The 12180-nt window shown below is 62.5% G+C and carries 12 protein-coding genes; 1 reads left to right on the top strand and 11 read right to left on the bottom strand.

Going from position 1 to position 12180, the window contains the following annotated elements; all coding sequences use genetic code 11:
* Positions 1 to 16: 16 nt before the first annotated feature.
* Together ACA062_RS06630 and rluC are read right to left on the bottom strand one after the other, a co-directional pair.
* Complete coding sequence (locus tag ACA062_RS06630; protein ID WP_497455700.1) at positions 17 to 676, bottom strand: HAD-IA family hydrolase; 660 nt, start codon at positions 674 to 676, stop codon at positions 17 to 19.
* On the bottom strand, positions 663 to 1625 hold the full coding sequence (gene rluC, locus ACA062_RS06625) for a 23S rRNA pseudouridine(955/2504/2580) synthase RluC (RefSeq protein WP_497455699.1): 963 nt from the start codon (positions 1623 to 1625) through the stop codon (positions 663 to 665). Before rluC ends, ACA062_RS06630 begins: the two co-directional genes overlap by 14 nt.
* A gap of 700 nt (positions 1626 to 2325) precedes the next feature.
* On the opposite strand from rluC, the gene rne reads away from it, so the two are divergent.
* Complete coding sequence (gene rne / locus ACA062_RS06620; protein WP_497455698.1) at positions 2326 to 5622, top strand: ribonuclease E; 3297 nt, start codon at positions 2326 to 2328, stop codon at positions 5620 to 5622.
* Positions 5623 to 5809: 187 nt separating this feature from the next.
* Here the strand turns inward: rne and ACA062_RS06615 are convergent, their stop codons facing one another.
* The 9 genes from ACA062_RS06615 to pocA all read right to left on the bottom strand — a co-directional run bounded on the left by ACA062_RS06615 (position 5810) and on the right by pocA (position 12103).
* Entirely contained in the window at positions 5810 to 6400 is a 591-nt protein-coding gene (locus ACA062_RS06615) for a nucleotidyltransferase family protein (RefSeq protein ID WP_497455697.1), read from the bottom strand.
* Positions 6397 to 7380, bottom strand: coding sequence for an XdhC family protein (locus ACA062_RS06610; protein WP_497455696.1), 984 nt, complete (start codon positions 7378 to 7380; stop codon positions 6397 to 6399). The genes ACA062_RS06615 and ACA062_RS06610 overlap by 4 nt, the downstream gene beginning before the upstream one ends.
* Before the next feature lie 195 nt (positions 7381 to 7575).
* Positions 7576 to 8595, bottom strand: coding sequence for a UDP-N-acetylmuramate dehydrogenase (gene murB, locus ACA062_RS06605; protein ID WP_497455695.1), 1020 nt, complete (start codon positions 8593 to 8595; stop codon positions 7576 to 7578).
* On the bottom strand, positions 8592 to 9056 hold the full coding sequence (locus ACA062_RS06600; RefSeq protein WP_497455694.1) for a low molecular weight protein-tyrosine-phosphatase: 465 nt from the start codon (positions 9054 to 9056) through the stop codon (positions 8592 to 8594). Before ACA062_RS06600 ends, murB begins: the two co-directional genes overlap by 4 nt.
* The gene (gene kdsB / locus ACA062_RS06595) at positions 9056 to 9820 is read right to left on the bottom strand and encodes a 3-deoxy-manno-octulosonate cytidylyltransferase (RefSeq protein ID WP_497455693.1); all 765 of its coding nucleotides are present in this window, start codon (positions 9818 to 9820) and stop codon (positions 9056 to 9058) included. The genes ACA062_RS06600 and kdsB overlap by 1 nt, the downstream gene beginning before the upstream one ends.
* Positions 9817 to 10002: a Trm112 family protein gene (locus tag ACA062_RS06590; RefSeq protein WP_007945752.1), complete on the bottom strand. Its 186-nt coding sequence runs from the start codon at positions 10000 to 10002 to the stop codon at positions 9817 to 9819. Before ACA062_RS06590 ends, kdsB begins: the two co-directional genes overlap by 4 nt.
* Before the next feature lie 24 nt (positions 10003 to 10026).
* Positions 10027 to 11037: a tetraacyldisaccharide 4'-kinase gene (gene lpxK / locus ACA062_RS06585; protein WP_497455692.1), complete on the bottom strand. Its 1011-nt coding sequence runs from the start codon at positions 11035 to 11037 to the stop codon at positions 10027 to 10029.
* A complete protein-coding gene (gene pocB, locus ACA062_RS06580; protein WP_497455691.1) occupies positions 11037 to 11468 on the bottom strand; it encodes a flagellar polar localization protein PocB in 432 nt (143 codons plus the stop codon). The genes lpxK and pocB overlap by 1 nt, the downstream gene beginning before the upstream one ends.
* Positions 11465 to 12103 (bottom strand): flagellar polar localization protein PocA, encoded by a 639-nt coding sequence (pocA, locus tag ACA062_RS06575; RefSeq protein WP_497455690.1) that lies wholly within the window; start codon positions 12101 to 12103, stop codon positions 11465 to 11467. Before pocA ends, pocB begins: the two co-directional genes overlap by 4 nt.
* Positions 12104 to 12180 lie beyond the last annotated feature (77 nt).

Here is a 12180-nt window from a genome sequence, read left to right as displayed (position 1 = left end):
CCCCAGCAAAAACGGTTTAAGCCTGGCTCAGCCAGGCCTGCAATTCTGAAAAACGGTCAATCGCCAGGCGCGGCTCGAACAATTTCAGCGCCTCGATCGATTGCGCGCCATAGCTGACGGCCACCGAATCCATGCCGGCGTTGCGCGCCATCTGCAGGTCGAAGGACGAATCGCCGACCATCAACGCCTGCTCCGGACGGACCCCGCAATGCGCGACGATCTGCTCCAGCATCAGAGGATGGGGTTTGCTCGCAGTTTCATCGGCGGCCCGGGTGATGTCGAAATAATCTTCCCAGCCGTGCGACTTCAGCACCCGATCCAGCCCGCGCCGGGCCTTGCCGGTGGCAACCGCCAGGTGATACCCGTCGGCGCGAAACGCTTCCATCGACTCGACCACACCCTCGAACAATGGCGAGGGCACGGCTTCGGAGGCAATGTAGTGATCGGCATAGTGCTGACGGAAGGCGACCAATTCATCGTCACCAATGTCTGGATACAGCGTACGAATCGCCTCCGGCAAGCCCAGGCCGATGATGCCCTTGACGGCAAAATCATCGCGCAACTGAAACCCCGATCGCTCGGACGCCACGTGCATTGCCTCGACAATCCGACCAATGGAATCGGCCAGTGTGCCATCCCAGTCGAAAATCAGCAGTTTGTAATCAGATGGGTGCACTCAAGCGCTCCACGGTCTTGGCCCACATCTCGTCGACGGGCGCCTGCAATTTCAGTTCGCCACCGTCAGGCAGCGGCACGGTCAGCATGTAGGCGTGCAGGAACAGGCGTTTGCCGCCCAGGTCACGGATCTCTTTACTGAAGTTCTCGTCACCGTACTTGGTATCGCCGGCGATGCAATGCCCGGCGTGCAAGGTGTGAACCCGAATCTGGTGGGTGCGGCCGGTGATCGGCTTGGCTTCGACCAGGGTGGCAAAGTCGCCGAAGCGGCGCAGGACCTTGAACACGGTCACCGACTCCTTGCCCTCCTCCTCGTCGACCTCGACCATGCGCTCGCCGGAGCGCAGATTGCTCTTGCCGAGCGACGCCCGGACTTGCTTGATCGAGGCCGCCCAGTTACCGCGAACCAGCGCCATGTAGCGCTTGTCGACACCATCGCCGCGCAAGGCAGCGTGCAAGTGGCGCAACATGCTGCGCTTCTTGGCGATCATCAACAGGCCGGAGGTATCACGGTCGAGGCGGTGAACCAGTTCGAGCTCCTTGCAATCGGGGCGCAACTGACGAAAGGCTTCGATCACCCCGTAAGTCAAGCCGCTACCGCCGTGAACAGCGATGCCGCAAGGCTTGTTGATCACGATCAGCGCCTTGTCCTCGAAGACAATCGAGGCTTCGAGGCGCTGGAGCAGGCCTTGTGCCAGCGGCACCGGCTCGTCGCGCTCGGGCACGCGAACCGGCGGCACGCGCACGATGTCGCCCGCCTGGAGCTTGTATTCGGGCTTGATCCGTCCCTTGTTCACCCGCACTTCGCCCTTGCGCAAAATGCGGTAAATCAAGGTCTTGGGCACGCCTTTGAGCCGAGCGAGGAGGAAATTATCAATACGTTGGCCGGCATATTCCGGCGAGACCTCCAGCAGTTGTACCGCTGGGGTCGAAGGGGCAGTAGTCGTCATGCCGCGATGATAACAATTTTTTATGGAATTGAAGCACTTAATCATTGCTGCTATAGTCGCGAACGCCGCCAAAAGTGGCCTGGACAGCGGACCAACGGTCAAAAACCGGCCCTGACCATCGCAATTCACGAGGACGAGAGGCCGTCCTACGGGGCTTTCGCTACGTAACGGTAGAGTTTGCAGTTGTAACCAGCGCAGGTGACATGAGGCCTGAATCATGCCGCAAAGCAGAGTTTTCACTCGCCTTGCGAGCAAATATTCACGGCCAGTTCACAAAGTGCAGTCAGCTACGAACAACCCCGAGCGAACGCTTCGGAAACAACGCCTAAATTAGCCATGATGCGTGACCTCCCCCTTCGGAGCTCACGGTAAATGCCAACCCGCTGCGGATTCTGCGCGCGGCAGCACCCGAATTATCAGGGATACGTGTAGGGTGGAGATGCACAACCGCTGGACTGTGTAGCATTAGGCTTTATCAAGACGCTTCATCTCGTCCACAGCCGCCGGTTGATTCCTCCTCCTGACTGAGTGCTTAAGTAGCCACAGCAAGCAGGACGCGTACGTCGCGATGAAGGCCCACATTGGCCGGACTTCGCTGGACACGGGATTGGCCAACCACTCCCGACGCACCTGACACCGACCGTGAGAAGTCGTGTGTGCCGAACGCCGTTTCCGGCAGCCCGGAAACCGACGGTACTACATGAAAAGAATGCTGATTAACGCAACCCAACCCGAAGAGTTGCGTGTTGCACTGGTAGATGGCCAACGCCTCTACGACCTGGACATCGAATCCGGTGCACGCGAGCAGAAAAAGGCCAACATCTATAAAGGCCGGATTACTCGCATCGAACCAAGCCTTGAGGCTGCCTTTGTCGATTTCGGCTCTGAGCGCCACGGCTTCCTGCCCCTCAAAGAAATCTCCCGCGAATACTTCAAGAAAGCCCCCGAAGGCCGCGTCAACATCAAGGACGTCCTGAGCGAAGGCCAGGAAGTCATTGTTCAGGTCGAAAAAGAAGAACGTGGCAACAAGGGCGCCGCCCTGACCACTTTCATCAGCCTGGCCGGTCGTTACCTGGTGCTGATGCCGAACAACCCGCGTGCCGGCGGTATTTCCCGTCGCATCGAAGGTGAAGAGCGCAACGAACTGCGTGAAGCCCTGAACGGTCTGGTTGCTCCAGCCGACATGGGCCTGATCGTGCGCACTGCCGGCCTGGGCCGCAGCAGCGAAGAAATGCAGTGGGACCTCGATTACCTTCTGCAACTGTGGACCGCCATCAAAGAAGCCTCGCTGGATCGCTCCGCGCCGTTCCTGATCTACCAGGAAAGCAACGTGATCATCCGCGCCATCCGCGATTACCTGCGCCAGGACATCGGCGAAGTGCTGATCGACAGCGTTGAAGCCCAGGACGAAGCCCTGACCTTCATCCGCCAGGTGATGCCGCAGTACGCCAGCAAGATCAAGCTGTACGAAGACAGCGTTCCGCTGTTCAACCGTTTCCAGATCGAAAGCCAGATCGAGACCGCTTTCCAGCGCGTCGTTGAACTGCCTTCCGGCGGCTCCATCGTTATCGATCCGACCGAAGCCCTGGTGTCCATCGACATCAACTCGGCGCGCGCTACCAAAGGCAGCGACATCGAAGAAACCGCTCTGCAGACCAACCTTGAAGCCGCCGAAGAAATCGCCCGTCAGTTGCGCCTGCGCGACATCGGCGGCCTGATCGTCATCGACTTCATCGACATGACCCCTGCCAAGAACCAGCGCGCCGTGGAAGAGAAAGTCCGCGAATGCCTGGAAGCCGACCGCGCTCGCGTGCAAGTCGGTCGCATCTCGCGCTTCGGCCTGCTGGAAATGTCCCGTCAGCGCCTGCGTCCATCCCTGGGCGAAAGCAGCGGCATCGTTTGCCCGCGTTGCAACGGCACCGGCATCATCCGTGACGTTGAATCGCTGTCGCTGGCGATCCTGCGCCTGATCGAAGAAGAAGCCCTGAAAGACCGCACTGCCGAAGTTCGCGCACAAGTGCCGATCCCGGTCGCCGCGTTCCTGCTCAACGAAAAACGCAACTCGATCACCAAGATCGAACTGCGCACCCGTGCCCGCATCGTCATTCTGCCGAACGATCACCTCGAAACGCCTCACTTCGAAGTTCAGCGTCTGCGCGATGACAGCCCGGAAGCCGCGGTCGGCCAGTCCAGCTACGAAATCGCCGCTGCCGCTGCCGAGGTCGAAGAAGTCCAGCCTGCCGCCGCAACCCGCACCCTGGTTCGCCAGGAAGCCGCGGTCAAGACCGCTCCGGCCCGTGCCAACGCTCCGGTTCCGGTCGAAGTCGTTGCTGCCGCCCCGGTTGCCCCACCGGCCGCCGCGCCTGAGCCAAGTCTGTTCAAAGGCCTGGTGAAGTCGTTGGTCAGCCTGTTCGCTTCCAAGGAAGAGCCAGCGGCTCCGGTTGTGGTTGAAAAGCCAGCGACCACCGAGCGTCCGGCCCGCAACGAAGAGCGTCGCAACGGTCGTCAGCAAAGCCGCAACCGTAACGGTCGCCGCGACGAAGAACGCAAGCCGCGCGAGGAACGTGCACCGCGTGAAGAGCGCGCACCCCGTGAGCCACGCGAAGAGCGTCAGCCACGCGAAGCCCGCGAAGAGACCACCACGCCAGTAGTCGCTCGCGAAGAACGCGCACCACGCGCCCCTCGTGAAGAACGCGCACCGCGTGCTCCTCGCGAAGATCGCAAGCCCCGTGGCGATCGTGAAGAGCGGGTTCGTGAACTGCGTGAGCCTCTGGATGCCATCGCTCCGGCTCCGGCTCCGGCTCCGGTTCCGGTTGCCGCCGCTTCCGCTACCGCGACCGCCGAAGAACGTCCTGCCCGCCAGCCACGTGAAGAACGTGCTCCACGCCCACCGCGTGAAGAACGTCAACCACGTGCCGAGCAAGCGGCTGCCGCCGTTGCCGAAGAAGAGCTGACCGGCAACGAAGAGCAACTGCAGGAAGACGGTCAGGAAGGCGCCGAAGGCGATCGTCCACGCCGCCGCTCCCGTGGCCAGCGTCGTCGCAGCAACCGCCGCGAGCGTCAACGCGATGCCAACGGCAACGTGATCGAAGGGTCGGATGAGTCCGAGTCCGAGTCCGCCGAAGGCGAAGCCAGCGAAACCCGCGAAGCACCAAGCGCTGCCGATCTGGCCGCAGGCCTGGCGGTTACCGCAGCTGTTGCCAGCAGCGTGATCAGCGCGCCAGCCGAGGCCCAGGCCAACGAGCAAGCCGAACGCGCCACTGCCGCTACCCAGGAAACTGCTGCGGTGGAAGCGCCAGTCGTTGAAGCGACCACGCCGGTCGAAGCAACCGCGTCGCCGGAAATCGAAGTCGCCCCGGTTCGTGAAACACAGCCTGAAGTTGAAGCTGTGGCTGAGCCGACAGTCGTCGCCGAAGCGCCAGCCGTGGTTACAGAGCCGGCGGCTGAAACAGTCGCCGAAACCGTGACCGAAACCGTTCGTGAAGTTCGCGAAGAGCAGACCGCATTCAATTGGGTTGCCGAGCCAACTGCCGCCGAAGCGCCAGAAGCTGACGCCATGGTTTCCGAGCCAGTGGTGGCGGCTGCCGAGCCTGCACCGGTGGTCGAAGCTGCTCCGGTAGTCGAAGCTGCACCGGCAGTCGAAGCGGCGGCGCCGGTTGTCGCCGAAGTGGCGGCACCTGAAGTCGAAGCGGCGCCTGTCAGCGCCCTGACGCCAAGCGGCCGTGCGCCGAACGACCCACGTGAAGTGCGTCGTCGCAAGCGTGAAGCCGAGCGTCTGCAGAAGGAAGCCGAACTGGCGGCCGCTGCGGCACCGGCTGTGGTCGAAGCGGCTCCGGTTGCTGCTGAAGTGGTCGAGGCAGCTTCTGCCCCGGCGGCTGAAGTCGCTGCCGAGCCGGTTGACTCCGCGATCGACGAAGCGCCGCGCTCCGTTCAGGAAGCGGTAGAGCAACGCGAGCAAGCCCTGGAAAAAGAGCACGAGCCTAAACCTCTCGTCTGATTCCATCGGCCATTAAAAAGCCCCGCCTGGTGATCCAGGCGGGGCTTTTTTTGTCTCTGGTAAAGCAGGTGGACCGCGTTATCGTTCATCGCGGGCAAGCCACGCTCCCACAGGTTTTGTGCCGTTCACGGGAATTATGATCGACGCGATACCTGTGGGAGCGTGGCTTGCCCGCGATGGCGGTGCGTCAGGCGAAGACCAACGCCTCAGGCACATCCACATCCCACAACACCCCGGGATCATCCACTGCGACTTCAACCACCCGCGCTTGCGCAAACAACGGCTTGGCGCCTTGATCACCCGATAACGCCATCAACCCCGGCCCAAATGTGCGCCCAAACCCCACCGGATGCCCATACGCACCGTCCTGCACCGGCACACTGACGCAATCATCCGCAATCCCCGCCATCACCCGTTCAATACTCGACGGCAGAATAAACGGCATATCGCCCAACACTATCAACCAACCACCAAGCTGCGGACACGCCGCTACCCCGGCCGCAATGCTGTCGCCCATGCCGGTCGACTCGATCAGCACAATCTCGCAACCATAAGCCTGGGCCATGCGAATCACTTGCGGGCGGTCAACGGTCGTCACCAGGACGCGCTTCTCAAGGTTGGCCGGCAAATTCACCAGCACCTGCTCGATCACCGAATGAACAGCGCCATCACGCCCGGCACAATCCGCCAACAACTTGTCCTTCCCGGCACCCGCCGCCTTTCGAAAACGGCTGCCCTGCCCTGCCGCCAACACGATGGCGCCGATGGGTTCGCTCATACTTCCTCCTGCAACGGCCTCATCTGCTTCAGCTCGACACCGTTCTTGATCGCGACAATTTCGGCCAGCAGCGACAAGGCGATTTCCGCCGGGCTATGGCTGCCGATGTGCAAACCGATCGGGCCGTGCAGCCGCTCGATGGCCTGATCCGACAAGCCTAGCTGAACCAGGTTGTCCCGGCGCTTGCGGCTGTTGACCCGGGAACCCAGTGCACCGACATAAAAGGCCCTGGAGTCCAGGGCGGTGAGCAGCGCCATGTCGTCCAGGCGCGGATCGTGGGTCAGGGCAACGATGGCAGTGCGTTCGTCGGTCTGGATGTTCAGCACCGCTTCGTCCGGCATACCCGAAACGAAGCGCCCGTGCTGTTCTTCCCAGCCGTAGACGAACTCGGTGCGTGGATCGCAGATCAGCACTTCGAAATCCAGCAGCCGCGCCATCTCGGCGACGTAACGGGACAATTGCCCCGCGCCGATCAGCAACAATCGCCAACGCGGGCCGTAGATGGCGCGCAAGGTCTTCCCGTCAAACGTCAGCCCGTCGGTCTTGCTGGCCGGTTGCAAAACCACTGCACCGGTCTCGATATCCAGCTCCCGCGCCACGATTTCATGGGCCTCGCAGCGTGTCAGCAACTCGGCTACCCAGCCCGGATCAGCGACTCGCTCCTCGGTCAGGCGCAGCGTGCCGCCGCAGGGCAAACCGAATCGCGCGGCCTCCTCACGGGTGACGCCATAGGTGATCAGTTGCACCGGCGGCCCATCGGCCGGACTCCGCCCATCGTGCAGCCGGGCAATCAGATCATCCTCGACACAGCCACCGGACACCGAGCCGATCACCACCCCGTCTTCACGCAAGGCCAGCATGGCGCCAGGCGCCCGGGGCGCGGTGCCCCAGGTCTGGACCACGCTGTACAACACCACCCGCTGACCGGCGCGACGCCACTGCAGCACGCTGCGCAATACGTTCAGATCAACGCTGTCCATCAGGCCTCGGTGACATCGAGTTGATGGTCTTGACCATTGAGTTTCAGGGTAATCATGGGCACGTCCGCATAGTTAAAAAAGCCCTGCTGAGGCAGGGCTTTCAGAGGCAAGCTTCAAGCTTCAAGTAGAAGCAAAGCAGCAAAGCCCGACATCCAAAAATTGTAGCTTGCGGGCTTGAAGCTTGAAGCTGCCCCCCTAATACCGATTGGGCTCCATTTCCAGATCGACCTTAAAACGCTCTGAAATGTCTTTCTGGATGCGCTGCGCCAGGTTCAGCAGTTGCAGGCCGGACGCGTTGCCATAGTTGACCAGCACCAGCGCCTGCAGTTTATGCACACCGGCGTCGGCATCGCGGAAACCTTTCCATCCCGCACGCTCGATCAGCCAGCCCGCCGCCAGCTTCATTTGCCCGTCCGGTTGCGCGTAGGCCACCAGGTCCGGGAATTCACCCTTTAATTGCGCCACGAGTGCGGCGGGCACCAGGGGGTTCTTGAAGAAGCTGCCGGCATTGCCGAGTACCGCCGGGTCCGGCAGCTTTTCGTTGCGGATGCTGCAAATGGCCTGGCTGACATCGGTGGCCGTGGGGTGATCGATACCCTGCTCGGTCAGGCGCTGACGCACCGGGCCGTATTCCAGATGCAGGTGCGCGGCGCGGTCGAGGAGGAAACGAACCCGCAGGATCAACCAGCGTCCCGGTTCCTGTTTGAACAGGCTGTCGCGGTAGGCGAAGTTGCATTCGGCCAGGGTGAAGTCCCGCAGTTCGCCGGTCTGGCGATCCAGCGCGGTCAGCCCGGCGAATACGTCCTTGATTTCCACGCCATAGGCGCCGATGTTTTGCATCGGTGCCGCGCCGACGGTGCCGGGAATCAGGCTGAGGTTCTCCAGCCCCGATAACCCCTGGGCCAGGGTGTGCTGCACGAACGGATGCCAAGGTTCGCCGGCCTCGGCTTCGATCACGACCTTGCTGCCATCGTCGCTCAGGATGCGAATCCCCCGCGTGGCCATGCGCAGCACCAGCGCCTGGATATCGGCGGTGAGCAGCAGGTTGCTCCCGCCGCCGATTACCAGCAACGGCACCTGATGTTGCGCCGCATAGGCCAGGGCTTCGCGCACGTCGGCGTCGCTGCGGGCCTCGGCGAACAACCGGGCCTGAACGTCCACCCCGAAGGTATTGAACGGTTTGAGCGACACCTTGGGCAGTACCTGCAAACTCATAACCGCCCCTTCAATTCGATCACCAGCCTGTCGCTTGCGCGTTCGATCAAGTCGAGCACCTGCTCAAAGCCCTGGTCGCCGTCGTAATACGGATCGGGGACTTCGTCGATTTCCGACTCGTAGCGACGCAGGAACAGGTCCAGCTCGGCCTTGCCCTTGGCCGGTTGCAGGGCCTTGAGGTGGCGCAGGTTGCTGTTGTCCATCGCCAGGATCAGGTCATAGGTGGCGAAATCGGCACGGCTCACTTGCTGGGCGCGCTGCGCGGACAGGTCGTAACCGCGCACCTTGGCCGCGGCCTGGCTGCGCTTGTCCGGCGCCTTGCCGACGTGCCAGTCACCGGTGCCGGCGGAGGCGACTTCGATGTGATCGGCCAGCCCCGCTTCGCGCAGTTTATGCCGCAGCACCCCTTCCGCCGTGGGAGAGCGGCAGATATTGCCCAGACAGACGAACAGGACCCGCATCAGGCCTCCAGCAGGCGTCGAACGCGCTCGAGGTCTTCAACGGTGTCGACGCCGGTGGGCGGTGCGATCAGTGCGTCGGCGACGTGAATCCGCACGCCGTGCCACAGGGCCCGCAGCTGTTCCAGGGATTCGGTGTTTTCCAACCAGCATGGGCCCCAGCTGACAAAGTCATGCAGGAAACCGGCGCGGTAGGCATAGATGCCGATGTGGCGGCGATACGGCACGCCTTCCGGCAGTTGCTCGCGGCTCCTGGCGAAGGCATCACGGGCCCACGGCAAGGTCGCGCGACTGAAGGTCAGCGCCAGGCCGTTGAGGTCGCTGACGACCTTGACCACGTTGGGATTGAACAGGGTTTCCACGTCTTCGATCGGCTCGGCCAGGGTGGCCATGCGCGCTTCGGTGTGGGCGGCCAGGTTGGCGGCGACCTGATCGATCACGCTCGGCGGGATCAACGGCTCGTCACCCTGGACATTGACCACGATCGCATCGGGCGCCAGGCCCAATTTCGCGGCGACTTCGGCCAGGCGATCGGTGCCGGAATTGTGGTCTTCACGAGTCAGCACCACCTCGGCGCCAAAGCCCTTGCAGGCCTCGACAATGCGCGCGTCGTCAGTGGCGACCACCACGCGCTCGGCGCTGCTCTTGCTGGCCTGTTCCCAGACGTGCTGGATCATCGGCTTGCCGGCGATCATCAGCAACGGCTTGCCCGGCAAGCGGGTGGAGGCATAACGCGACGGGATGACAACGGTAAAGGCGGTGGTCATTTATCCAGGCGCTCGTCGGTGGTCAGGGTGCGGGCTTCGGTTTCGAGCATCACCGGGATGCCGTCACGAATCGGGTACGCCAGACCTGCGCCCTTGCTGATCAGCTCGGTCTTGTCGGCACTGAGCTTGAGCGGGCCTTTGCAGACCGGGCAAGCGAGGATATCGAGCAATTTGGTGTCCATGAGCATTCCCTGGAGAAAAACGGATTAAGGCAAAAGACGAGCCGGCAACAGGCGCATCAGCTGCGTATCGAACCAGGCCACGAAGGCCGGCGATGGCGCAGCATCGACCGCCAGGTACCACCAATCGGCGGCGGCGAAGGCACGGCACTTCACCGCGTCCTTTTCGGTCATCACCAATGGCAATGACGGCGTAAAATTCAAGGCCTGGACGCTGTATTCGGCGTGGTCGGCAAATGCATGGGGTACGGGCTGCCAGTGTAGCGTTTCGAGGGTCGTGAAGAAACGCTGCGGATTGCCGATCCCGGCCACCGCGTGCAGGGCCTGGCCGGCGGCAAAGTGGTCGAGGGGACGCCGTTCTCCGCTGTGCAGATTGACCAGCGCGGTGGGCCGTAGCTGGAAGGCAAAACCGCCGTCGCGGTCGGCGGCGGCGCCGTTGTAGAGCACCGCGTCGACGCTGTGCAGGCGCTCGGCGGGCTCTCGCAACGGCCCGGCCGGCAGGCAGCGTCTATTGCCAAGGCCACGGGCGGCGTCGATCAGAACCAGTTCCAGGTCGCGGGCCAGGCGATAATGCTGCAGGCCGTCGTCGGACAGGATCAGGTCCAGCGGTTCACTCGCCAGCAAGGCTTTGACCGCGCGGCTGCGGTCCGGATCGATCATCAACGGTACGCCGGTGCGCTGGACGATCAACAATGGCTCATCCCCGGCGATTTCGGCGCCCTGCTCGGCTTCGACCCGCCACGGCAGTTGCGGCGGTTTGGCGCCGTATCCGCGGCTGACCACGCCCACCCGCAACCCGCTGCGCTGGCAGTGCTGGATCATCCACAGAATCAACGGCGTCTTGCCGGTGCCGCCGACGGTGATGTTTCCGACCACGATCAGCGGCACCGGTGGCTGATAGATCTCACCCTCACCCGCCAGGAAGCGCTTGCGCTTGTTGTTGACCACGCGCCGATACAACCACTCCAGCGGCTGCAACAGCTTCAGGGCCGGATGCCCCTGGTACCACGCGGCGAGCAAGCGATCGGACATGGCCATCAGGGCGCGGGCGGCGCCGCCTCGACAGTGGTCATGCGCAGGTGACTGAAGCCGAGTTTGCCGGCGGCGTCCATGGCGGTGATGACGGCCTGGTGCTGGGTCTTGCCGTCGGCGCTGATGGACAGTGGCAGGTTGGTGTCACCGCTGGATTCTTTCTGCAGCGCATCCATCAGGGTCGCCAGGTCGTTCTTCGGCAAGATCTGGTTGTTCACCGAGAACACACCTTCGGCACTGATCGCGACGTCCAGGTGCTTGGCCTGCTGGTCTTCGGCAGGCGCGCCGCTGACCGCTTCCGGCAGGTCGACGCGCAACTGGGTTTCACGGGTGAAGGTGGTGGTCACGACGAAAAACAGCAGCAGGATAAACACCACGTCGATCAGCGACGCGAGGTTGATGTCCACATTCTCCCGTTGCTTGCGGCGGAATTTCACGCTTTTTTGCCCTCGGACAGGTCCACGTCACGGTCACCTTGTATAACCTCGACCAGCTTGATCGCTTCCTGCTCCATGCCCACCACCAGTTCGTCGATCCGGCGTTGCAGGAAGCGGTGGAAGAAAACTGCCGGGATACCGACCATCAGGCCCGCAGCCGTAGTGATCAGGGCTTTGGAGATACCACCGGCCAGCACGGCGGCGTTGGTGGTCATGCCCGAGCCCATGAACGCACTGAAAATATCGATCATGCCCAACACGGTGCCGAGCAAGCCGAGCAACGGGGCCATGGCCGCGATGGTGCCCAGGGCGTTGATGTAGCGCTCGAGTTCATGAACCACCCGCGCGGCGGCCTCTTCGATGCACTCTTTCATGATCTCGCGACCATGTTTGGAGTTGGCCAGGCCCGCCGCCAGGATCTCGCCCAACGGCGAGTTGGCGCGCAGTTCCTTGAGCTTCTCTTTATTGAGTTGCTTGTCCTTGATCCAGACCCAGACCTGCCCGAGCAAATGCTCCGGGGTCACACGGCTGGCGCGCAGGGTCCAGAGACGCTCGGCGACGATCGCCATGGCCGCGATGGAACTCAGAATGATCGGCAGCATCATCCAGCCGCCGGATTTGACCAATTCCCACACAGTGACAGTCCCCTCGAAAAAGTGCGCCACTCTAACATAGGGGGTGGGCGCACCGAAGACCGGGATCTCGTATCCGG

This window comes from Pseudomonas sp. LBUM1679, from assembly GCF_059695565.1.
The sequence above is the reverse complement of the archived record's forward strand: the minus strand, read 5'-3'. Positions and strand labels throughout refer to the sequence as shown.